The sequence below is a fragment of the Aeoliella fuhlenseeensis genome (assembly GCF_052161615.1).
In the GTDB taxonomy this organism is placed as follows: Bacteria; Planctomycetota; Planctomycetia; order Pirellulales; family Lacipirellulaceae; genus Aeoliella.
In genome coordinates, this window is the sequence record NZ_CP197417.1 from 315,369 (window position 1) to 338,681 (window position 23,313).

General features: G+C 61.7%; 19 protein-coding genes. 12 read left to right on the top strand and 7 right to left on the bottom strand.

Annotated features, from left to right (window positions below; translation table 11 throughout):
* Window positions 1-90: 90 nt before the first annotated feature.
* Both SH292x_RS01205 and SH292x_RS01210 read right to left on the bottom strand, forming a co-directional pair.
* The gene (locus SH292x_RS01205) at window positions 91-1,923 is read right to left on the bottom strand and encodes a hypothetical protein (RefSeq protein WP_442483748.1); all 1,833 of its coding nucleotides are present in this window, start codon (window positions 1,921-1,923) and stop codon (window positions 91-93) included.
* A 225-nt stretch (window positions 1,924-2,148) separates the two neighbouring features.
* Window positions 2,149-2,445, bottom strand: a complete 297-nt coding sequence (locus SH292x_RS01210) for a hypothetical protein (protein ID WP_442483749.1) — start codon at window positions 2,443-2,445, stop codon at window positions 2,149-2,151.
* Between the two features lie 778 nt (window positions 2,446-3,223).
* Here SH292x_RS01210 and SH292x_RS01215 point away from each other — a divergent pair.
* From SH292x_RS01215 to SH292x_RS01235, 5 genes are all read left to right on the top strand, one after another.
* The gene (locus tag SH292x_RS01215) at window positions 3,224-5,884 is read left to right on the top strand and encodes a M1 family aminopeptidase (RefSeq protein ID WP_442483750.1); all 2,661 of its coding nucleotides are present in this window, start codon (window positions 3,224-3,226) and stop codon (window positions 5,882-5,884) included.
* Window positions 5,885-6,010: 126 nt separating this feature from the next.
* Window positions 6,011-6,835 (top strand): type III pantothenate kinase, encoded by an 825-nt coding sequence (locus tag SH292x_RS01220; protein WP_442483751.1) that lies wholly within the window; start codon window positions 6,011-6,013, stop codon window positions 6,833-6,835.
* A gap of 192 nt (window positions 6,836-7,027) precedes the next feature.
* Entirely contained in the window at window positions 7,028-8,191 is a 1,164-nt protein-coding gene (locus SH292x_RS01225; protein ID WP_442483752.1) for a GTPase, read from the top strand.
* Window positions 8,192-8,445: 254 nt separating this feature from the next.
* Window positions 8,446-9,198 carry a hypothetical protein gene (locus tag SH292x_RS01230; protein WP_442483753.1) on the top strand — a complete coding sequence of 251 codons (753 nt, stop codon included), beginning with the start codon at window positions 8,446-8,448 and terminating at the stop codon, window positions 9,196-9,198.
* 82 nt (window positions 9,199-9,280) lie between these two features.
* Window positions 9,281-9,790, top strand: a complete 510-nt coding sequence (locus SH292x_RS01235) for a hypothetical protein (protein WP_442483754.1) — start codon at window positions 9,281-9,283, stop codon at window positions 9,788-9,790.
* Window positions 9,791-9,908: 118 nt separating this feature from the next.
* On the opposite strand, the gene SH292x_RS01240 is transcribed toward SH292x_RS01235, so the two are convergent.
* Genes SH292x_RS01240 through SH292x_RS01250 form a run of 3 tightly spaced genes read right to left on the bottom strand, consistent with a single transcriptional unit; the run spans window position 9,909 to window position 11,312 of the window.
* On the bottom strand, window positions 9,909-10,109 hold the full coding sequence (locus SH292x_RS01240) for a hypothetical protein (protein WP_442483755.1): 201 nt from the start codon (window positions 10,107-10,109) through the stop codon (window positions 9,909-9,911).
* Window positions 10,090-10,581: a PIN domain-containing protein gene (locus tag SH292x_RS01245; protein ID WP_442483756.1), complete on the bottom strand. Its 492-nt coding sequence runs from the start codon at window positions 10,579-10,581 to the stop codon at window positions 10,090-10,092. Before SH292x_RS01245 ends, SH292x_RS01240 begins: the two co-directional genes overlap by 20 nt.
* A 20-nt stretch (window positions 10,582-10,601) precedes the next feature.
* Window positions 10,602-11,312, bottom strand: coding sequence for a 16S rRNA (uracil(1498)-N(3))-methyltransferase (locus SH292x_RS01250; protein WP_442483757.1), 711 nt, complete (start codon window positions 11,310-11,312; stop codon window positions 10,602-10,604).
* Window positions 11,313-11,417: 105 nt separating this feature from the next.
* On the opposite strand from SH292x_RS01250, the gene SH292x_RS01255 reads away from it, so the two are divergent.
* Together SH292x_RS01255 and SH292x_RS01260 are read left to right on the top strand one after the other, a co-directional pair.
* Complete coding sequence (locus tag SH292x_RS01255; protein ID WP_442483758.1) at window positions 11,418-12,224, top strand: AAA family ATPase; 807 nt, start codon at window positions 11,418-11,420, stop codon at window positions 12,222-12,224.
* A 169-nt stretch (window positions 12,225-12,393) separates the two neighbouring features.
* Window positions 12,394-12,660 carry a DUF4404 family protein gene (locus tag SH292x_RS01260; protein WP_442483759.1) on the top strand — a complete coding sequence of 89 codons (267 nt, stop codon included), beginning with the start codon at window positions 12,394-12,396 and terminating at the stop codon, window positions 12,658-12,660.
* Window positions 12,661-12,847: 187 nt separating this feature from the next.
* Here the strand turns inward: SH292x_RS01260 and SH292x_RS01265 are convergent, their stop codons facing one another.
* Window positions 12,848-14,047, bottom strand: coding sequence for a M20/M25/M40 family metallo-hydrolase (locus SH292x_RS01265; RefSeq protein ID WP_442483760.1), 1,200 nt, complete (start codon window positions 14,045-14,047; stop codon window positions 12,848-12,850).
* Window positions 14,048-14,472: 425 nt separating this feature from the next.
* Here SH292x_RS01265 and SH292x_RS01270 point away from each other — a divergent pair, with 425 nt between their 5' ends.
* The 5 genes from SH292x_RS01270 (at window position 14,473) to SH292x_RS01290 (ending at window position 22,506) form a co-directional block, all read left to right on the top strand.
* Entirely contained in the window at window positions 14,473-15,054 is a 582-nt protein-coding gene (locus tag SH292x_RS01270; protein WP_442483761.1) for an anthranilate synthase component II, read from the top strand.
* A 30-nt stretch (window positions 15,055-15,084) separates the two neighbouring features.
* Window positions 15,085-15,726: an MOSC domain-containing protein gene (locus SH292x_RS01275; RefSeq protein WP_442483762.1), complete on the top strand. Its 642-nt coding sequence runs from the start codon at window positions 15,085-15,087 to the stop codon at window positions 15,724-15,726.
* A gap of 342 nt (window positions 15,727-16,068) precedes the next feature.
* On the top strand, window positions 16,069-17,274 hold the full coding sequence (locus tag SH292x_RS01280; RefSeq protein ID WP_442483763.1) for a molybdopterin molybdotransferase MoeA: 1,206 nt from the start codon (window positions 16,069-16,071) through the stop codon (window positions 17,272-17,274).
* 388 nt (window positions 17,275-17,662) lie between these two features.
* Window positions 17,663-19,969, top strand: a complete 2,307-nt coding sequence (locus tag SH292x_RS01285) for a PEP-CTERM sorting domain-containing protein (protein ID WP_442483764.1) — start codon at window positions 17,663-17,665, stop codon at window positions 19,967-19,969.
* 302 nt (window positions 19,970-20,271) lie between these two features.
* Window positions 20,272-22,506 carry a hypothetical protein gene (locus tag SH292x_RS01290; protein ID WP_442483765.1) on the top strand — a complete coding sequence of 745 codons (2,235 nt, stop codon included), beginning with the start codon at window positions 20,272-20,274 and terminating at the stop codon, window positions 22,504-22,506.
* A gap of 6 nt (window positions 22,507-22,512) precedes the next feature.
* Here the strand turns inward: SH292x_RS01290 and SH292x_RS01295 are convergent, their stop codons facing one another.
* On the bottom strand, window positions 22,513-23,292 hold the full coding sequence (locus SH292x_RS01295; protein WP_442483766.1) for an alpha/beta hydrolase-fold protein: 780 nt from the start codon (window positions 23,290-23,292) through the stop codon (window positions 22,513-22,515).
* Window positions 23,293-23,313 lie beyond the last annotated feature (21 nt).

A 23,313-nucleotide genomic window follows, 5' to 3' on the forward strand; every position in this document is an offset into this window, starting at 1 on the left:
AGTGGTGCGACCATCGTAACCCACCTGACTCATGGCGTCCACGTTTTCCGGCGCGCTTGGGGTAAAGGGACTAATCGCGAGTGGGTGCCGTCACTCGGTGGTCGGATTGAACTTCGGGAGGGGGCGCGGGAGGAGAGGAAGTCGGATGGCGATGTCGTCGGAGTCTTCGGGGGGCGTGAGGAAGTCGAGGGGTGGCGAAGCGTCGAACAGGTCGTCGGCTTCCCTATCGTCTTCAGACTCTTCGGGCTCGGGGCGTGGTGGTTCGCCGAGCGCAGCGCGGAGGCGATCGTCTTCGACTTCAGTGACGGAGGCGCGGTGGCCTTTGTAGATCGACCATGGGCCGTTTGAACCCTCGTCGTCTTTGGCGTTGGGACCGAGGGAGTAGAGCAAGAAGCCATCCGATGTGCGGCGATAAACCACGGCGTTGCCGTAAGGGTCGACAGTCTGCTGGGCGAGCAGCGACTTGTCGATGTCGGAGAGGGAGTCAGGATACGAGCCGAGGGTTGCGCGATGGACAGCGAGTGCGGTGGCGATTTGTTGAAGCTGTAACTCGGCATTGGCGCGATCGACACTGTCCGCCATTGCAGAGAAGCCCGGTACTAACAGACTCGCGATGGCATTGCCGACGTGCCGTGACCGCGCGTCGCGACTCAGTGCGCTGGTGACGACGACTCCCACGGTGGGTGTGCCGGCGGCGTCGATTTCCGCCTCCAATACGTCAATGGCTGCGTTGCGCTCCTGGTAAGGCAGTTTGAAATTGTCGGTGAGTTTGTCGTACCACTCGTTGCCGAGCGTGAGCATGGTGTTCCAGTCCATGGCCAGGTGCGAGAGTGGTTCTAACGGGCCGAAGCTCTTTCGCAGACTGCCCGGATTCTTGGTGTTGGACTTCCGCACACCCGCCAAGTCGAGTACTCCCGTGACGAACAGCAACCGCTCATGCTCGTCAATGGTTTCGCCCATGCTGTCGTGGGGTGGAAGGCTCATCAAAAAGGTATGAATTTGTTCGGCAAGTTCAGGAGTGAGATCGTCGGAGGCAAGAATGTTTGTGGTGAGTCTGTGAGCGCACATTTCACAGGCAATCGGAATGAAGCGGATTCTCGCTGAGTAAGCTGGAGCAAGTTGTGATAGGGAGTAGATCGCCTTGCAATCGGCCCAAGCGCCGGCCGTGTCGCCAGACCCCAATCGCATGTAACCGCGGATTAGCAAGCTGCGCATCGCCGTCCGCACGGACATCATGCTGCTGTCGAAGATGCTGAAGAGGGGAATCTCGGGGTCGGTGAGCAGTTCCGTCGGCGGCAAGTAGAAGTGATCTTTCGCTGCCGCTTGGTGGAGCAGATCGTACTCACTGGCGTAATCCTCTACCCACTTGGCGACTAACGGAATCCCAGCGGCGGACCATGGCTGATCCTGGATGTGCCCAAACAAGTCCAGTTGAATCCAGGCTTCGAGATCCGACTCCGGATCCGATTCTTCGAGGCCCCCTTCTTCCGTTTCCTCATCCTGAGGCACTTCGCTCGCAGCGATGTTGCTGCCTTGGTTAAGGCCGAATTCCCGTTTGTAGTGCTTCAGGAGCTTCTCGCAGAAAGCCTGGTCAATGTCTAGTTCTTTCATGCCATCCTGCGGCGGGATCGGCATACCCAGTTCTTTGCACAGTGGTGCTTGTCCCTCAAGCGGTACCTGCGCCGGCCACAACGCTCTAAGAAACGGAATCGCCCCGTTGTTCTCGGGCGTCACGCCTTGTTTCATCTTGCCGAGCAGGTAGGCGGAGTAGTCGGGGAGACCATCGTCGGCGAGTGGCGCTGTGATGACGGTGGTTTGCGGCGAGACGATGATTGGCGCAGGAGGCCCCGCGATTTGCCAGGCGAAGTACGCGACGAACACCAAGAGGGCGACGCCGGTGGCGATGAGGAGGCGTTTGCGCATGGGAAATGTAAGGGGCATGGCGTTAAGTGCCGGATCGGCGCGGAGCTTGATCGCGGCCTACGGTTACGGCAGACATTGTACGTGAAACTTCGCAGCTTTTCCCTCCCCGCGCTTATAGCGCGACCCTCCCGGAGGGAGGGTGAAGTTGGCATTACAAACGAGAACAGCCTGCGACTAGCTCTTAGTCGCAGGCTGTGGTGTGAAAGTAGGGGTGGCTGGATTTGATCAGTTCGAGGGGGTGCCTCCCGCCATCGACTTTTGGATCATTCCGACGATGAAGGTGAGTAGTGCACCGCCGCCGGCGGCGATGCCACCGTTGGCGGCCATGCCGGCGTCGCCTTTCATGAGTTCCTCTAGCATGGGCAATACATTGGCAATCTGGCCGCCGGCGACGCCGCCGATCAGGCCGGTGATGGTGGCGATCACCTTATTGAGATTGATGTTCTTCAAGAGCGCGGCGACCACGTTGCCGCCGGCAGCGCCACCCACGAGTTGGATGAGAATTGGAATTAAGGCTTCCATCGGTAGACTCCTGGAAAAGTAAGGAGAAGAGTGAAGCGACGCGAGCCTAGGGCGACTCACGCGCGTTGCAGCCTACCTGGCCACAAGGCTCGCACTAACGCGAGGCATGGGGCGCTAAGCGTCATCGTGACGCGTGGGGCTTCGGGGAGCTAGTGGGAAATCTCCACTCGGGGGGGCAGCCAGAGTCCCCTCTCCCCCGACCCGGTGAGGGTCGAGGGAGAGGGGACGCGAAGCTGGTGGGTGGCGAATGAAAAAGGGGGAGCGGAAGGGGAAAGGGCGATTTCGAGTTAGCCCGCGACGGGAGTCGTGGGTTTTGGTTCGGGATGTGGCTGCTTGGTCCGGGGTCGGGGACGACCCGGCTCACTGGGGCCCTCAGGGTTCGAGTCCCCTCTCCCCGTCCCTCACCCGGGACGGGGAGAGGGGACTGTGAGCGCTGGGGTCGCGTGAACCCCTTGGCGGGGTGTGTCGTAGGGGAAGGAGGCCTATTCGTTAGAATTCATGGGCGCGGGCGGAAACTGCTGGGAAGCTGCGCAAAATTGTGCCTGGCTCCGCGCGTCGCGGCCGGGCGGGTGGCAGGATATACTGGGTGGACTCCGCGCGGGTTGGTTCCGCCGGTCCTGCCGAATGTCCTGCCTTGAGATTGTTGATCTAGTTCCTCCTGAGGTTCGAGCCCCCTCTCCCAGACCCTCAGCGCGGGTCGGGGAGAGGGGACTCTCGTGTGTCCCTCACTCGGGCGGAGCTTTGAATACTTGCCACTTTGAATCCGAGAGTTGCACCGATGCGAAATCGTTTGATGTTGGGTTTGTTGGCCGCTGTGCTCGTGAGTGGCTCCGCCGCTTGGGGGGCCACGGGGATGATCTGCCGGTACTGCGGGCGGGATCATTCGGAGCTCGCCGCCGAGGCGATGACCCATGCCAGTGGGCGGAAGTACGCCCCCGACCGCGTGGTGGACGTCCAGCACATCAAGATCGACGTGGTGCCTGACTTCAAGAAGCGAACCGTCGCGGGCGTGACCACGCTGACCTTCGCGCCGATTTCGAAGCCGGTGGAGCAAGTGACGCTCGACGCCGAGCGGCTGGATGTTTCGAAGGTCGAATCGACCGAGAAGCTCGCCGACTACGTGGTGACCGATCATCAGCTCACCTTGGTGTTCGCCGAGCCCGTGCCGGTGGGGAAGAAGGTCGAAGTGACCGTTACCTACACGGCCGAGCCGCAGAAGGGTTTGTACTTCCGCACGCCCGAGCTTGGCTATCCCGCCGAGGACACGCACGTGTGGACGCAGGGCCAAACGCACGAGGCGCCGCACTGGTTCCCTTGCTTCGACTATCCGAACGAGCGCTCGACCACCGAAGTCATTTGCACGGTGCCCGAGGAGATGAAGGTGGTGTCGAACGGCCGGGTGGTTTCGGAAGAGACCAAAGACGGCATGAAGCGCGTGCACTGGTTGCAAGACAAGCCGCACGCCAGCTACCTGGTGTGTTTGGTGGCCGGCAAGTTTCATGTGCTGGAAGATCAGCATAAGGACGTGAAGCTGCGTTTCTTCGCCCAGCCAACGCTCGCCGAGCACGCCGACAACGCGTTCCTCGATACGCGGACGATCATGGAGTTCTACGAAGACGAGATCGGTATGCCGTTCCCGTGGGACAAGTACGACCAGGCGACGATTCGCGACTTCACCAGTGGCGGTATGGAGAACACGTCGATCACGACGCTGTACCACAACACGATCTTCGCCGACGAGACGGAGAACATTTATTCGAGCCGCAACCTGGACGCCCATGAGATGGCGCACCAATGGTTTGGCGACTACGTGACCTGCGAGGACTGGGCTCATCTGTGGCTGAACGAAGGTTTCGCGAGCTACTACACGCACCTTTACGATGGCCACAAATTGGGCCGTGACGCGATGCTCTACGGCCTGTGGGGCGACGCGACCGACGACGTCCTGCCGCAGACCGACAACCCCAAGCCGATTGTGTACCGCGGATACGACAATGCGTGGGAGCAGTTCGACTTCCGGGCGTACCCCAAGGGAAGCTGGGTGCTGCACATGCTCCGCAGCCAGTTGGGCGAGGACCTGTATCGCAAGGGCATTCGCCACTACCTGGAGAAAAACGGCCAGTCGAGCGTGGTGACCGCCGACCTGATCGCGGCACTCGAAGAAGTGTCGGGCAAGGAGCTCGATCGGTTCTTCGATCAATGGGTCTATGGTCCCGGCACGCCGAAGCTGAAGGTCCGCTACAACTGGCTGCCGAAGGAAAAGCTGGCTCAGGTGACCATCGAGCAGACGCAGGAAGTCAATGACAAGCGTGCCCTGTTCGAGATTCCGACGAAGCTCCGCTTTATCGTCGATGGCAAGCCGGTGGATCATGCCATCGAGTTGACCAAGGCGAAGCAGGAGTTCTTCGTGCCGCTCGCGGCTCAGCCCGAGGTGGTGCGTTTCGATCCCGAGTACACCGTGCTGGCGGACGTCGACTTCGAGAAACCGATGACGATGCTCGAGAAGCAGATCGTGCTCGAAGACGACATGATCGGCCGATTGCTCGCCGCCAAGGCCCTGGGCAACGACAAGACGCAGAAGGCCGTGGGGCTGCTCAAGGAAGCTTTGAACAACGACGAGTTCTATGGCGTGCGGATCCAGGCGGCGAAGTCGCTGGAGAAGATTGGCACCGACGAGTCGTTCGAGGCGCTGGCCGCGAGTGGCAAGCAAGAGGACGCCCGCGTTCGCTTGGCAGTGATCGAGCAGATTGGCAAGATCTATCGCCCCGAGTCGCTCGACGTGCTGGAGAAAGTGGTCGCCAACGAGAAGAACCCGGCGATCGTCGCCGTGGCGATTCGCGGCATGGCCAAGTACCCGGCCGAGGACGTTCGCCGGCAGATCGAGGCCGCGATGGAGCGTGACAGTTTCAACAACCTCATCGCCTCGGCCGCCATCAAGGCCCTGGGCGAGACGGGCGATGCCGAGCTGCGCGGTAAGGTGCTGCGTGCTTTGCAACAAGACCGCCAGCAGTTCGTCGATCGCGACTACGCCGAGGCGCTGTCGGTGCTCGCGAAGCTGTGGAAGGAATCGGACGACAAGGACCAAGTCCGCGTGCTGCTCGAAACCTCGCTGCAAGACCCGGCACGCCGCGTGCGTGTAGGTGCGATCGAGGCGCTCGGCGAGCTGGGCGATCCGCAGTCGATTCCGGCGCTGACCACGTTTGTGAGTCGCGAAGGGATTGGCCGGGACCAGATGGTCGCCAAGGGTGCGATCAAGAAACTGGAAGAAGACGCCCCGTTCGTCCCCGCCGAAGTCCGCGAGCTCCGCAAACTGATTGGCGACATGCGGAAGGAGCAGGAGACGCTCCGCAAGGAACTCGACACCATCAAAGCCAAGGGCGAAGCACAAGAAGACGCCCCCAAGGCCGAAGAAGCCGCGCCGGCGGAGAAGAAAGCCTAGGCGTCGGAAGGACCAATGTCCAAAGCTCAATGACCAATGCAGGGGAATAGACAGTTCTCTCTTCATTGGTCATTGTTAATTCGTCCTTGGTCATTTTCCCTCCGTGCTCCCCGTGGTTAGTCCCGCATGCAACTCCAGTCGCTTGTCGCCGTCGATATTGGCAACAGCCGGATGAAGCTGGGGCGGTTTGATCGCGACTCTGTTATCAACTCGGCCGTGGGTACTACCGGGTTGCCCGAGCCGGTGGAGACGCTGGCTGTTTCGCCGGGCGATGCACCAGGGACGTACGACATCGCGCCGCTGGCCGATTGGCTAGCGGAGTTCGTGTTGCCGGGCACGCCGTTTGTAGTGGGGAGCGTGAATCGACCTGGTGCGAACGTGCTGGCCGAGTTCCTGCGTGAGTACTCGGGTGGGGCTTGGAATCATCTGCGGCAGCTAACGGGGAGTGACTTCCCGATCGAGAACCGCACCGACGAGCCTGCCCGCGTCGGCATCGATCGACTCGCGACGGCGGTCGCGGCGAACGCGATCCGCCGCGCAAACACGCCCGCGATTGTCATTGACTTTGGGACGGCGATTACGGTTGACTTGGTGTCAGCGGATGGCGCGTTCGAAGGGGGAGCGATTCTGCCTGGCGTAGGTACGGCAGCGGATGCGCTTCATGCCAAGACCGACGCGCTGCCCGCCGTAAGGCCACAGCTAGAAGGCAAGTCGCCACCCCCCGTTGGAACCAACACCACGGCGGCGATTCAAAGCGGTTTGTACTGGGGCGCGGTCGGCGCGGTCCGCGAGCTGATCGCCCGCCAGCGTGATGGACTAGTCAATCCGCCCCAAGTATTCGTCACCGGCAGTACCTCCCCCGACATGGCACGACTCTTAGGCTCACCCGACTACACGGTGCGATACATTCCCCACTTGGTACTGGCTGGGTTAGCGATTGCGGCGGGGTAGGAAGAAAGAAGAAGAAAGAATAGGACGCGGATGAACGCGGATTGGGCAGGATTGTCGCGGATCTAGTTCAAGAAGATACTCGTGTCGCTCGCCGTCTAATCGCTTACTAGTTTCTACAAATCCGCGTTCATCCTGCCAAATCCGCGCCGATCCGCGTCCCATTCTTTTTCTTTCTTCTGTCTTCTTTGCGACATGCTCTCTCTCTCCAACAAACCAACGACTGTTTGCGTGCTGACCCCCGCGGGGCGTGGCGCGATTGCGGTGGTGAGTGTCGATGGGGCAGAGGCGGTGGAGTTGGTCGAGCCGTTGTTCACCGCGGCGAGTGGTAGGCGGCTGGGCGAAGTACCTTTGCGTCGCATCGCGTTTGGGCGCTGGAGTGGTGAGCCGGGCGAGGAAGTGGTCATCACGCGGCTGGAGGGTCGAGTGGAAGTGCACTGCCACGGCGGCGTGGCGGCGAGTCGGGCGATTGTCGATTCGCTGGTCGCGGCTGGGTGCAAGGCGGTTGAGCAACGCGATTGGCTAGCCGGGCGTTCGAAGGACAAAATCGCAGCCGCCGCGCACGAGATGCTCGGTCGTGTGCAAACCGAGAAGGCCGCATTGGTGCTGCTTGATCAGTTGAACGGAGGGCTCGCGGCGGAGATCGAACGAATCGCGACGCTCGTCGACCACGAGCCCGCGAAAGCTCGTGAAGCATTGCACTCGCTCCGCGATCGCTGGTCTCTCGGCCAGCGGCTCACGCGCCCGGCACGGGTGGTACTCACCGGTCCGCCAAACGTCGGCAAAAGCAGCTTGATCAACGCGTTGGTGGGTTACGAGCGGGCGATCGTGTTCGACCAACCCGGCACGACGCGCGACTTAGTCACGGCGACCACCGCGATCGATGGCTGGGCCGTCGAACTGGTCGACACCGCCGGCTTGCGACTGGCGACGAGTGGCGTCGAGCAAGCCGGCATTGAGCTGGCCCGCGAAGCGATCGCGGCGGCCGATCTGGTACTCCGAGTGGACGACGCGCGTACGTGGATCGCTGGCGAACCGGCGGCCACCGAGTTCGACGCGTGGACTGCTGGCAAAACGATGGTCGAAGTCGCTAACAAGGTCGACTTGCTCACTCCGGCAGAGTGCGAACAGCTGGCAGATCGCGCGAACGAATGTTTCGTTCTCACCGCGGCGACGACGCGGTTAGGGATCGACGACTTGCTCGCGCGGATCGCAAATGTTGTCGTTCCCGCGGCGTTCGAAGTCGGCGCGGCGGTGCCCTTCACCGACGAACAGGTGCGAGCCATAAATGGGGCGCTCATCTACCTCGCGAGCGGTGACGGCATCGAGGCGAAGAGGACGCTGCTAGCAATGCTCTAGTTGGTGCAAGTGAGCCGGAGCGTCCTCGCCCCCGGAAACGTTGCCCAAGGCCATGCTTTGCCCGCTTCTAGCATTCCGGGGCCGGGGACGGCCCGGCTCACTGGGGCCCTCTAAATTTTGAAAGCCGGAAACTCCTTCAAAGTCTCCACGCCGACCGTGACGATTAGTGGATCCGTAGCGGTGCACCAAGGCGTGCCGCGGATGCTTGTCTCGATTCATCTTGTTCATCTTGTTCATCTTGTGGGGAGGTCGCCGTGACGACCAAGTGGACTTTATGCTGCGTGGCGATGGTGCTCGGCGGTGGGACGCTAGCGTTGGGGGCGGACAACGACGCTCCACCCGCGGTGCCTAACTGGACGGCTCGCATTGTCGAAGAATCGGCGGAGGCCTCGGCCCCTGTGGTGCAGGCGTCAGCCGTCGCCCCGGTGGCTCCCGTGGCACCGCCAGTCCAAGTGGCACCGACGGTTCCGGCAGCACCGGCAGCCCAAGTACCACCTGCGATCCCGCAAGCCGCGCCAGCGATGCCGCGTCGATTGGTGTCGCCCGCTTCGCCGATGCAGCGACTGCCGGCCGAGTCGACGGCGCACCTGCCGAATCAAGTTCGCAACGTGGTCGATTTCTACGGTGGCAACACCTCGGCACGTGCGCTCGCGCAGTTGCCGCAGCGTCCGTCGGGTGGTGGCGTGTCGGCTCCGCCCGCCGTGCGGCAGCAAGTTAAGCCGTTCCAAGGCCGAGTGACGGCCGCGCCGACGATCAGCCCCTACCTTAATCTGTTCATCGAGGAGTCGAACGAAGCGCTGCCAAACTACTTCGCGTACGTTCGCCCCGCGCTCGATCAGGCGCAGGTCAACAACTCGGCCGAGCGGCAGATTCACAATTTGCAGTACCAAGTGCGGGCCGCCTCGTACTCGGCTCCTCAGCCTCAAAGCGGCGTTCCCGGCACCGGTCACGGCACTCACTACAACAACACGGCTCGGTACTATCAGCCGATCCGCAAGCTGCGGTAGCGCTAGATCGCCACGCGTCACAGGGGTAGATTGAAAGCAGCCAGAATGTTGCGATCGATCCCCTGAGCGATGGAGATGAGCGATGAAACCGTTGTCGATGTTGGTGGTTGCCGTTGTAGCATTGTGCTGGAGCCCGGCCATCGCTCAAGAGGCTCCTAAGCCAGAGCCCGAGAAGCCCGCGGTCGAGATGAACGATCGCGAAACAGCGTTTGCCAAGTCGCTCACCGGGGCGACGCTCAAGGGCTTCTTTACCGTCACCGATGCGGATGCAGAGGGCCCGCCGCGATTGCAGGGCGATCGCTACGACTTGGTCGAAGTCCGCAAGCTGGACGACAAAGGCAACTGGCTCTTCAAGTCGCGGATCCGCTACGGCAACAACGACGTCACGCTGCCAATGACGCTGCCCGTCGAATGGGCGGGCGACACGCCGGTGATCGTGGTCGACAACATCGGCTTCCCCGGCCTCGGCACCTACAGCGCGCGAGTCTTGTTCCACGCGGGACACTACGCAGGTCACTGGTCCGGCGCGAATCATGGTGGGAATCTGTTCGGGACGATCGAGCGGACTGAAGCAGAGAAGGTGGACGAGTAAATTTCGTGTGAGCCGGGTCCTCCCCGACCCCGGACGTGAGGCGATTTAGCTACGCGAACTCTTGGCTTGTTGAGTTTCTGGGGGCGAGGACGCCCCGGCGCGCTGCGATGGTTTGACGCTAACGCGCCGTTGTGGATTCGTGCTGGTTCGTTTCTTCGCACGCCGTTCGAAGCCGTTTTTGCTCTATCTTGGCGACAGGATGCCCTGATGCGATGGTTTCCAGAAGACCCTCGTGCAAAAACTCCTTGAGGTCCTGGCCATGTTCAGCTTGTAGCTGACGGCGCGCTTCGTACAGCTCTTCAAGAATTGGATTCGTCATCGTTTCCACCAAGAAATTCAAAGGGGGTGACAATTAACATCCCCGCGACGCCCAATTCGTCCAACAGCTTGTAGACGCGCGGGAGTACGTGGGCGTTCGCAATATGCCGGCAGTTTTGGGTCAGTAAGTATTGTACGCCTGCCAGGGCTGCGGATGCGACATGTAGAGCATCTAAGCGAGCATTCTTCGGGATTAGCGAACGAGACAATAACTGGTCAGCTAGGTATTCGACATCCGGGTTATCATCTAGCACCGGTATGTTAGCCAGCATCTCCAATCGCCTTCGTGCCGCATCTCGATCTCCCCGACGAGCTTCAGATAAGACCAACTGCGAAGTCACTAAGTCATAGAGCTTCGACTGTTCCTGCATCCATTGCTTCGCTTGATCCTGGAGCACAGCCATCGCGGGATCCGAGCTACGAATAGCTGTCGCGTGGCTAACGATCGATGTTTCGATGTAAACGAGTGGCATATACGTATTCTAGCACGCGGCTAACGCGCACCGCCAATACCGAAACCCACCACGGCCACCATCGCCAGCGCCGCGGTTTCGATCCGCAAGATGCTCGCCCCCAGGCCGACGCATTGCCAACCGGCGGCGCGGGCCGCGTCGACTTCGGCGTCGCTGAAACCTCCTTCGGGCCCGATCAAGATCGCCACTTCTTTCGCTTCACCTCGCTTCGAGTGTGCTAGCGACTCGCCGGACGGATGAGCAATGAGTCGTAGGTCGCTAGAGGTGCTTAGGAACTCGCCCAGCGCCACAGGCTCTGTGATTTCCATCAGCGTGTTGCGGCCGCACTGTTTGCTGGCTTCGATTACGCTGCGCTCAAGCTTCTCCAGCGACTTGCCCTTGAGATCGGCGACGCTTCGTTCGGTGGAGAGCGGAACCAGCTTCGCCGCGCCGAGTTCGGTGAGTTTTTCGACGAGCCACTTCTGGCGATCCCCCTTGGGAATCGCGACGCCTAGCGTAATTCGGACGGGTAGCTCGCGATTCACTTCGCGACGCTCGGCGACCGACAGCAGTACCTCGCTCCGGCCACACTTCGCGATCGTGGCGTCGTACTCACCGCCACGGCCATCGAACAGTGTGACCGCCGTGCCGACCTTCGCCCGCATGACATGCAGCAGGTGGTGGGCCTCGGCGGCGTCGAGCGTGGCGGTGCCATCGGCGGGGGGCGTGGCGAGGTAGTAGCGGTCGGACATGAGGGGGCGTGCTAGCACAATGGGGTTGAAGATTGCTTGCTTTGAGGGCCGATTATGACGACTGAGTGCGCGCATCCCAATCCCCAGCTACGAATCGCAACTTCCATGTCTTACCTGCGTCACTGGAAACTCGATCGCTCGCCGTACCGCCCCGAAGGCGAGGCGTATCCCGCCCCGCCTCAGCAGGAGGCGCTCGCGCGAATCGACTATCTGGCGAGTGAACATCGTCCGCTCGGTGCGCTGGTCGCGCCGCGGGGCATGGGGAAGTCGATCGTGCTGGGCGAAGCAAAACGTCAGCGTGTGCGCGATGGTCGCTACACGGGCGAAGTCGATGCGTTTGGCATGACGCCCCGCGAGTGGCTGTGGCAGGTGGCGTGTGGATTCGACGCGCAGCCAACGCTGGGCGATAGCGTTTCGCGACTGTGGCAGCGTTTGGCGGATACCGCGGCCGAGCACGCTTGGCGACGCGAGACCGGCATGGTGCTGGTGGACGACGCGGGGCAGGCCGGCCCCGATCTGTGCCAGCAGTTCGTCCGCCTCGTCCGGGTGGCGGGCATGGCGGGAGCGGCATGGACCATTGTGCTTGCCGCGACGCCCGAAGAATCTTCGCGCTGGCCCGACACGCTGCTCGAGCTGATCGACCTGCGAATCGAACTCTACGCTTGGGACGAAGACACGACGGTCGACTACCTGCAACACGCCCTAATGTCCGCCGGACGTCTGGAGCCAGTCTTCACCGAAGACGCCCTTCGACTGCTGCACAGCCTGTCCCACGGCGTGCCGCGGCAAGTGGCGAGGCTCGCCGACTTCGCGATGGTGGTGGGTGCCGCGTCGAGCGTGGCAATCATCGACACCGGCATCGTCGAAAGTGCGGCCCACCAAGTGGCTTGGCCGACGAAGGTCGCAGGTTAATCACAGGCGAGCCGGAAGCGTCAGCGCCCGGAGGTAAATCGCTTTAGCAGTTTAAAACTCCGGTCGCTAACGCTCCCGGCTCGCCACGGCTACGCCTTTGCTTCGCTGCCCCGCGGAACTCTGCTACAATAGAGCTAGATACCTTAGTGACCTTCTTCAGGGCGATGAGATGGACGCGGACAAACTTCGTGGCGAACTGACCAAACTGCATCAAGAGCTGAGCACCGTCGAAACCGTCGACGCGCCCACCAAAGAGATGCTGGTAACCGTGATGCAGGACATCGCCCATCTGCTAACCGGCGACAAGCCCACCGGCGAAAACGCCCCGTCGAGCGACAGCCTCCGCGAAATGATGACCGACTTCGAAGCCGAACACCCACAGCTCGCGCAGGCGCTGGGACGTCTGGCGGATGGCTTGGCGAATTTGGGGATTTAGGCTTTGTTGCCTCGTTCCCACGCTCCGCGTGGGAACACATGCTCGGCCGCTTCGCGGCCCTACCGCACGAATGACCGCAGAGCGGTCGTCCAGTGTGTTCCTACGCAGAGCGTAGGAACGAGGTGGGATCTCTCCACGGCTTCTGTCCGACGACGCGTAGGTCCTCGGCTATTGTTGGTGAAGCGATTTACTCCGCTGTCACCAACCTTAGCGCTTGTCGGCACGCCAATTCATACTGCTCGATGTCGAGCTTTTCGTTGACGGTGTGGATGTCTTTTTGGCCGCAGCCGAGCGTGACGGCGGGGACACCGTTGGCGGCGAGCCAATTGGCGTCGAGGCCGCCGTTGCTGATGGAGAGTTCGGCTTTGCCCCCTTCGGCTTCGATCGCTTCCTTCGCGGCCTGGATCGAGGGATCGTTGTCCGGCAGGCGGAACGAGTCGTAGTCCAAGTGCCCTTGGAACTCGATGCGTCCCTTCTTTCCGAGCGAGCTCTTCACCTTCGCCGCGGCGCGAGTGAAGGCCTTCTCGATTTCTTTGACGATCCGTTCGCGGAACTTGCTGTTGTGGCTCCGTGCTTCGGCTCGCAGCGTGACGTGCTCGGTGACGACGTTGGTCGCCGAGCCACCTTGGATCACGCCGACATTGCTGGTCCCCTTGCCGCCCGGTTTTTCGATGAGCCCGTGCCAGCCGTTCTCTACCAGGTCGGCGATGGCGAGCGACGCAATGGCGATCGCGCTCACTCCCTCTTCGGGGGCGGCGCCGGCGTGGCTGGCAATGCCGTAGACGTCGATGGTCATGCGATAACCACCCGTCGCGCCGATGGTAAGCTTCGTCGCGCACCCGCCGTCGTAGTTAAAGCAGAGCTTAGGCCCGCCGAGTTTCGACGGCACGACGTAGCGGGCACCGTAGAGGCCCACTTCTTCTTGGACCGTCCACAGGAAAGTCGTGGGGAAGTGAGGCGTGCCACCTGCGAGCAGCTTCTCTGCCGTCACTAGCAGCACCGCGGCACCCGAGCGATCGTCGGCACCGAGACCCGTATTGGGATCGGCCGACTCGATGTACTTGCCTTTGCGGACCGGTTGGCTTCCGACGCACACCGGCACCGTGTCGACGTGCGCCGACAGCATCCGCCGCGGACCGCGGACATTGCCTGGCAGTTTAAAGATGAGATTGCCCACCTGTCCCTTGAGGGGCGTTTTGGTGTGGGCGTTGTCGTGGACCAGTTCCGAGGCCTTGGCACCAGCGGCGACCAGCCGCTTGCGGATGAACTCCATGATGGCCGCTTCCTGCCCGCTGACACCGGGAATGGCCATCATCTGCATGACCAGGTCGAGTTCGGGCGAATTGGAGGTCTTGCCGGCGGGAGTCTTCTTGGCGGTCTTGGCCATGGCGATGTTCTGTCTGCGAAGGAGGGAGACTTTAGGTTCGAGTATTACAGCACTCCCAGCTCGACAACGCTAGTAGCTCCACCGAGCGGCGAGTAAAATGCGACAAGGCAAACCGCAAGCCCAGCCGTAGCCGGACCCGCAAGAGTTCGGGCGGTTAGGAACAGGAGGAAACGGAGGAAACAGAGAGCCAGGAAGAATTGATAACAGAAGGAAACGAAGGTAACGAAGAGAAAGAGAAAAGCAGTCTGACTACCAACTTCGTTCCCTTCGTTCCCTTCGTTCCCTTCGTTTCCTTCTGTTCTGAATCTCTTCTAGCTCTTCTAATCGCGCTTTCTCTGTTCACTCCGTTTCCTCCTGTTTGAGTCCTTTCCACTTCAGCCCGAATTCTGGCGAATCCGGCTACCTACCTCACTTGTTTTACACGCATGATTCTGGTCATCGACAACTACGACTCGTTTACCTACAACCTCGTGCAGCGGTTGGGGGAGATTGATCCTACGCTCGACGTTCGCGTGGTGCGGAACGACGAGTGGACGGTCGAAGAGATTGAGGCGTCGAAGCCCGAGCGGCTGATTGTTTCGCCGGGGCCTTGCACGCCGAACGAAGCCGGCGTGTCGATGGCCGCCATCAAGCACATGGCGGGCAAGGTGCCGGTGCTGGGGGTTTGCCTGGGGCATCAGTCGATGGGCCAGGTGTATGGCGGTACGATCGTTCGCGCGCGGAACTTGATGCATGGCAAAGTCGATCAGATTCATCACACGGGCGAGGGGCTGTTCGCCGGCATCGAGAACCCGATGCAGGCCACGCGTTATCACAGCTTGGTAATCGACCCCGACACGCTGAGCGACGAGTTTGTCGTCACCGCCTGGGCGAACGAGCCGCACGGGGGCCGCGAGATCATGGCGATCCAACATCGCGAGCTGCCGCTGTACGGCGTGCAGTTCCACCCTGAAAGTTTCCTAACGCATCGCGGCTTCGATTTGTTGCGGGCGTTCTTGGCTGTCTAACAGGCGAGTCGAACGGATTTGGTGCGCACGATGAAACTGCTATCGATTAACGTGGCCCGGCCACGCCTGGTTCGTTTCCGTAACGAGACGGTCTCGACGGCCATCTTCAAGAAACCGGTAGAAGGCCCGGTCGAAGCAACCGAGCTGGGCCTCGTGGGCGACGATCAAGCCGACAAGAGCGTGCATGGCGGCGTCGACAAAGCCGTGTATGCCTACGCCGAGGAGAACTACCAGTGGTGGCGCGAGCATCTGCCCGACCGCGAGCTTCCGCCGGGCGAGCTCGGCGAGAACCTAACCGTTCGCGGCATGGTGGACGACGAAGTTCAGATTGGCGATCGCTTCCGCATCGGCACCGCGGTGTTTGAGATCACCCAGCCACGCCAGCCCTGTTTTAAGTTGGGCATCAAAATGCAGATGCCAACGATCGTCAAGATGTTCCACCAAGCGGGCCGGCCAGGATTTTACCTCCGCGTGCTTGAGCCCGGCGTCTTCACGGCCGGCGACGATATCGAGTGCGTAAGTAGAGCCGAGAACTCGATCACCATCGCCGAACTCTACCGCTTGCGATTCGACCCCAAAGCGACGCGCGACCAACTCGAACACGCCGAAGCGCTCTCTGGTCTGTCAGAAGCATGGCGGGACGAGTTTCGGGCGGCGCTCGAAAGGCGGTAGCATTGGGGCGTCTTCCTGAAGTAGCCGGATTCGCAATAATTCGGGCGATTGGAACCAGGAGGCAACGGAGGGAATAGGTAAAAGCAGAAGAATGAACAGAAGGGAACAAAAGGAAACGAAGAAGGTGAGTAACGACTAGTGAGTGCAGTTGACTCCTCCGTTCTCTCTGTTTCCTCCTGTGCATCAAACTGTCCTTACCGAGTCAGTGCCGCCTATACTCAACATCGTGTCTTGTTCCTTCGTTCTCTTCGTTTCCTTCTGTTCTCCGTCTTCAATACGCGATTTCGAATAGCCTTATAGCGTTGCCCGAACTCTTACGAGTCCGGCCACATCGGATCCATCATGTTAACCGTTGACCAGGCGCTGGAACTTATTGCTTCGCACACCGCGCGGCTTGCGGCCTCGCGTGTGCGGCTGCGCGATGCTCTGGGGTTGGTGCTGGCCGAGGATGTGGTGAGCGACATCGACTCGCCGCCACACAACAAGGCGATGATGGATGGCTTTGCGGTCGTCGCGAGCGATCGAGCGTCGACGCGGACGATCGTCGAAAGCATCATGGCAGGCGATGTCCCTCGTCGTCCGATACGTCCCGGCACGGTCGCTCGTGTGATGACCGGGGCGCCGGTGCCCGACGGGGCGACCGCCGTCGTGCCGGTGGAGCAAAGCGAACTTGTCGACGACACCACGGTGCGACTCAGCTGGGTCGACCCGCCGGTCGGCAAGCACATTCTGAAGCAGGGCTCGTCCGTCGCGGTGGGACAGTGCGTGGCGAAGGCGGGCACCACCGTCAATTCGATCGTCATGGCCGCGCTCGCCGAGGCGGGGGCGGCCGTGGTCAGCGTCGTCCCTCGCCCCGCGGTGGCGGTGCTCGCGACGGGCAACGAGCTGGTGAGCGTCGACGACCGGCCAGCCGCAGGGCAGATTCGCAATTCGAACGGCCCACTGCTGGTGTCCGCCGTCGTCGAGGCGAACGCCGCGCCGGTGGAGCTACCGGTGGGCCGGGACGATCTCGCCGAGCTCACCGGCTTAGTGACCCAAGGCCTGGCGGCTGACGTGCTGCTGGTCACCGGCGGAGTTTCGGCAGGAGTGAAGGACTTGGTCCCCGGGGCCCTCACAGCGGCCGGGGTCACCCAGGCGTTCCACAAAGTGGCCCTCAAGCCGGGAAAGCCCATTTGGTTTGGCATCGCCCCGCGCGAAGGTGGCCCGCCACGGCTGGTGTTTGGGCTGCCCGGTAATCCCGTGAGCAGTCTGGTGTGTTTCCAGTTGTTCGTTCGCCCGGCGCTGGCGGTTCTCGCAGGGGTGTCCCCCAAGGTGGAGCTTGAGCTGCAGACCGGCAAAGCCGCTGGCGAGTTCGAGTACCGGGGCGGCCGGGAGATGTTTCGGCCCGCCCGGGTGGACAAAGAGGGCCGGATTCACCTGTTCGATTGGCACGGCTCCGCGGACCTCGCCGGCGTGGTGCCGGCGAATTGCCTAGTGCGGCTCCCCAGCGAGGGGGTGAAGCTCCAGCCGGGCGATTCAGTCGCGTATCTCGCGATTCCTGGTGCGTAATGCGGCGGCAATTGCACGAAACGCCGGGAATTCCGGGCTTTCCACGAGTCTCGCCCGGTGCAAAATGCTTGACAAACCGCACTCAGGTTGATGATTATAGAAGGGGTCCGACCCGCGCAGTTTGCCTGGTTTGCGCTCGCCGTCCGCCCTGAATGGCTCACGATGCCATGAAGAGCTATGGAGAGCGCCGCCGTTGGTATCGCGTGGTGTCGGGTAACGGAACAGCGTCGTCGATCGGTTCGATCGTCACCACCTTCGATCGTAAACCAAGCCAAGCCGGCCATCGCCCCGCGGGCCAATTTTGCGGGACGGTTCGGCTGAGGACCCTCCGCGCGGCACCAGCGAGCCAACCCTGTTTGGGGCGAAGTTAGAGAAAAGGCATTTTGTAATGATTCATCGCTCGTCGATCTTCTCCCGCCCACTCGTTGGCTTGGGGACCTGGGTTTGTGCCGGCTTACTGGTCACGGGACTGGCCGTGCAGCCCGCCGGGGCGGCGTTGGTCGTCAGCGGTGATTACGCACCAGCCGACAATCCCTTGACGACGGCAGCCTTTAACCGCGACCCCGCCGGCAACTTTGGCGTGATGGAAGGGAACGAAGGCATTCAGGTCTGGCAGGTGTTTACGGTGTCGATCTTCGATCCGACGCCTGGTCCGGTGCAGAATTACCAGTTCACGCTGGAAGAAGGGGATACAAACAAGGTAGACATTGAGATTGGTCGTACCGATGTGGGTTACTTGGAGCTCAACGGCGGATCGATGTTGCGATACGGTCACTTAGTGATCGGTGGCATCAAGGCCGACGTGAATCTCGATGGTGCCGGCACGGAGTTTACTGGAACGGACACCGGCATCGGCTACGTCACCATCTCCGGCACCGGAACCGTCTACAACAACAATCCCGCAACGCTTCCGGCGTCGCTAACCGTTTACACGGACCCCACACCTCGTCCGACTGACCAGGGCTACGATGTCTACGTAGGTCTGACGGGTACTGGGACGCTCGAGGTGTTCGATGGTGGTCGTATGGAGATCGGCGACTCGTTGTATGTTGGCATGGCCGAGAACAGCAATGGCGAAGTGCTCGTCAGCGGTGTTGGTTCGGTGATCGCGCAGGCCGGCATCACACAGGACACCAGCGGCAGCGGAGACGATGAGACAAATCCGATGCTCATCGGCGTTTTGGGCACCGGTGCCCTGCGCATCTTCGAAGGCGGCTTGGTCAGTGCCCAGGCAGGCGTGGGTATCGGTTCGCTGGGTGTCGCCATCAAGGATGGCGACGACGGCGACTTCGGCAGCTCGCTCGACACTGGCGAAATCACCGGCTACGGCGAAGTGGAGATCGATGGCAATGGATCGCGCCTCAACACCATTGGTGGTGTCACCGTCGGTTGGTTCTACAACGACTACAACAACTACGAGAACGGCGAAGGGAACACCAGCCGTCTGACGATCAGCAACAACGGTCGATTGAACATGGTGCGCGACAACAGCGAAGACGGCTCCGACGACCCCGCCGACTTCATTGTCGGTAAGGGTTCGGTAGTCACGCTGGAAACCAATGGCCGCATCAACACGCCCGACGCCATGCTCAACGATGGCATTGTCGGCGGCCATGGCCAGATTGGTGTGGGCACGTTCAGCAATCGCCGGTTCGGCATTATCACCGTTGGGGAAGGCGAGCGCCTGCAAATTACTTCCAGCGGCACCGAAATCGAAACCGAACTTGGCGGGGCTTACTTCATGGCCAACACCGGTTTGATCGACGTGAAGGGGGGCGAGCTCGTCTTCCAGCGCACCCTGGTTGCACCCACGGACACGTTCTACAACCGCGTCGATCCGGGCTTTGGGTTGACCGGTCCTCAGGCCGGTGTCATTAACGGCCAGGACGCCACGCTGCGTTTTCGCTCGGGTCTTACGAACCAGGCCGTCGTGGCCTTCACGGCCGGTGACAATCGCGTATCTGGCGACGTGCTGAACGACCTCACGGGCAGCATTTTGCTTCGGGGCGAATCCAACACCGTGTTCGAGAACGACCTGACGAACTTCGGTGTGCTCGAACTCGGTGCCGATGGCTCGGCGGTCACCATGACCGTGCTCGGAGACTTCATCAATCTACCCACTTCGACGCTCAGCCTCAGCATCGGGGCCAGCTCGACCGGCTTCCAGTTGAGCAACGTCATGGTGGGCGGCAACATTCTGCTCGGTGGCCTACTCGAAGTCGACCTCGGCACCACTGGCCCCGCGGCGCTCGACCCCATGCCGGGCGACGAGTTCGAACTCATCTCCGGAGCCGGGCTGCTGCTCGGCGCTTTTGGTGCGCTCGATTTGCCCACGCTTTCCGATCCGACTTGGCAGTGGCTCATCGATTACAGCAATTCTGACGTCACGCTCATCGTTAGCGACCTCATCACCATCGGTGGCGACTTCAATGGCGATGGTATCGTCAACGAAGACGACCTTGCCGTGTGGGAGATGAACTTCGGCCTGCAGATGGGTGCCACCGGCGCGATGGGCGATGCCGACGGCGATGGCGACGTCGACGCCGCCGACTACTACATCTGGCTCGCACAACTCGGCGGTGCCCCCATGGTTCCCGGTAGCCTCGCTGGTGGTGCCCAGGTGCCCGAGCCCAGTTCGATGCTGTTGCTCCTTGGAGCGGTGGCGGCCGGCGCTTGGCGGCTGCGTCGCAAGTAAAGTGCGCCGCAAGTAGACTGCCTACCGCAGCGAATCGAACCCGCTAGCATCGGAGGCTTGAGGTGCGCTTGCCGCACCACGAAATTCCGCCGTCACTGCTAGCGAAATCTTGCCGACTTTCGCGATTGTGGCGATTCGGCCAAGTTTTGCTGCTGCGGTGCATTTGCGGTAGTCGATATGGCGCATAAGCGCGGAGCGAGGCGACAGGAAGTTGCCCCGCGCTGGAGGCCAATTGTTGGTGGTGCCGATCCCTCGAAGGTGCATTTGGGCGGCCCACCACGCGTTCAGGAGGAACCACCCAAATGCGTCCTTTCGGCAACTTCGACTTCGTTACGCGGCTTGGCCGCGGATTCCGGCTCGCATTGGTGGGAGGCACGATTTGCTTGGTGCCTTTGGCCGCGCCTTCGATGGCGGACGACATTGCTAGTTCCGTTGCCGAGGAAGGCACGCGTGAAAGTTCGGTGGTCGTCGCCACGCGTAAGCTCACCGCCGAAGAAATGATCGCCGAGGAAGGCGAAGGGCTTCAGCCCATCACCATCTCCGACAAGGAACCACGCCTCGCCGATCCCGATGGCCGGCTCGGTCCTCCAGCAACGCCCTCTGCCGCGAAGACCGCCGTGAAGGTGGCGTCGAATGTCACAGAAGTGGGCACCGAAGTGGACGCCGAGGTCACGACCAACGAGTCGACCGAAGCATCCGCGCCCCGGCCGGCCGTGTTCCATGGTATTCAGCCGGGGGTGTCGACCAAGAAACAACTGATCGATGCGTGGGGTAGCCCCGAAGAAGTCGGGCCCACCGAAACCGGTCAGCTCATGATGTTCAAACTCGAGAGCTTCCGCGGCGTGGAAGTGCTCGTCGAGAATGGCTTGGTGACGCTGATGAAAATCACGCTCCACGCCCCCACCGCGCCCGAACAACTCGCCGAGAAGATCGCCGCCGATCCCACCGAAGCGGTCAAGGTTACCGATCCCGAGACGGGACGCGTTGCCGCTTACGCCTATCCCGAGCGTGGTATCGTGATGGTCGTGGCCGAGCCCGACGACATCACGCCGGAATCGACCGAACGCGTCTCCGAGATGTTGCTCCAGCCGCTCGACGCCGAGACCTTCTGTCTGCGTGCCGAACAGCGGAGCTACGGCGAGTTCACCAATCGCATTACCGATCTCAAGCAAGCCGTGATGCTGGCTCCGCGTGAAGCCCATGCCCATTGGCTCTTGTCGCGGGCGTTGTCCGACGCCGGGCAGGTGGCCGAGGCTTTGAGCGAAGCCAAGCTTGCCGTCGAAATCGAAGGCGAGAACATGGCGTACCGCGAGCAACTGGCTCGGGCGCTTGCCGCGGCAGGGCAGTACGACGAAGCTGTGCTTGCGACTCGCCAAGTGCTCGACGCGCAGAACGTGCCGACACTGGTTCGTGCTCGCGCCTTGCACCAGATGGGCCTGTTGGCCGCGATGGGCGACGCCGAGATTTCGAGCAAGGCCATGGGCTTCCAGAACATGGCGATTACCGAAGCCGACAAGCTCGCGACCAGCGACAACGCGAGTGACCGTCGCGAGGCAAAACGCATTCTCGTCGAGGCGCACCTGGCCATCGCCACGGACGTCGCCGAGCGGGAGACCGGCGACAACATGGACAACGTGGCCCAATGGGCTTCACGGGCGTCGGCCTTCGCCGAAGAGTTGATCGAGAACGACGAAGGTGATCTGGGCCTTCGCATTCGCGTGGCGGAACAGGCACTCGATGCCCTTGCGAACTTCAAGCCCTCGAATGATCCCGCGCCGCTGATCAAAGAGATCGAAGACACGCTTGAGGAAATCAAATCCCAGTCGCCCGATCCGCTGTGGATCGCCCAACTGGAATGGACCACCGGCGTGGCGTACCAGCACGCGCTCGAAATCGAACATCATCGCCGTCGGCCGAAGCAGGCTCTCGAGTACTCGGAGAAGGCGATCAAGCTGATGGCCGATCAGGCGGAAGAGCGTCGTTCGTCACCTGCGACCGAGCGCGTCGTCGGCAAGCTTTACTTCCACATCGGTGCCGTGCACGCAGTACACCAGTCCGAGCACGCCGAAGCGATCAAGTGGTACGACCGTGCCTATCCGCTGTTGGTGAGCGATGCTCCCCAGTCGGAACTCCTGGTGCCCCGTCACGAAGGCGAAGCCTTGGTGAGCATGGCCGTCTCCTACTGGGATCAGAAGGACGAAGAGCGGGCCATCTCGCTCACCGAGAAGGGTGCCGACCTCATCGAGCAAGCCGTCACCGGCGGCGTGATTGAAAAGCAGAACCTCGCGGTGCCCTACGGCAACCTCGCGGCAATGCATAAGAAGCTCGGCAACCTGAACGAAGCGCAGCGTTACGCCAAGCTCGTCGAGTCGGTGAAAGTGGCCAGCGATACCGACGCGGCACCCAAAGCCGACAACAAGGTTCAGGCCAAGACCAACCCGGCCGCCGGCACCGCTTCGACCAATCCGCAGCGTCGGATGTCGACGGCGAACAACACGCAGCAGCGGCCGACCGGCCAGCGCGTGATGAAGCGTTAGATGGTACTAGACGGGGAGTCGCAGCCGCTCTCTTTCGAGTGAGGCGGCGATGAACTCTACCGCGGGCGACGCCATTTGGTGAAAGTAGTCCCAGCCGTGACCGCCGGCCGTCGATTCGAGATCGCACTCGAACCGAATGCCAAGCGACGAAAGTTTCATCGCCAGGCGATCGGCTCCCTCGTGCCAGTGGTCGGCGGGGTCGCTCGCAAAGAACTGATGCCGCGGCCAGTTCAAAGGATGGATGTGCAAGGTCGCCGTGTCCTGCCTTGCGTCCTCGGCATCGCGGTAGAGCTTGCGTAGCGCGGGGATGATATTGGTTTGGGCCGTCGGGCGCTCGAACCACTGGTGGTAGTCGATGGCGGGCGAGATCGCCGCCACCACCGGGAACCGATCGGGGTATTTGTACGAGAGCCGCAGTGCTCCCTGGCCCCCCATGCTGATTCCCAAGAGCCCGATCCTCGGCGGCACGACGTTCCACCGTGTGGCGATCGCGGACATCACGTCGTCTAGCACGTACCGCTCAGCGGTTCGCTCGGCATCAAACGCCTCGAACGGGCGGTCACTCCACCAGCTCTCGCCCACCTGCGGGGCAACCACTCGCAAGCCGTGACGAGCGAACTCGGCCGTGAAGACCGCATCGCTGGCCAGCGTCTCGCCCCCGACCGAATGCAGGTACAACACCGTAAATCCATGCGGATTCGGCACTTGGGGTTCGAACACGCTTGCCGGGTGGCCCGCGATGTCGAGGCTCGCCCACGCGCCATCGGGCGAAGTTTCTTGTACCATGCGTGTCTCCGAGTTCCGCCA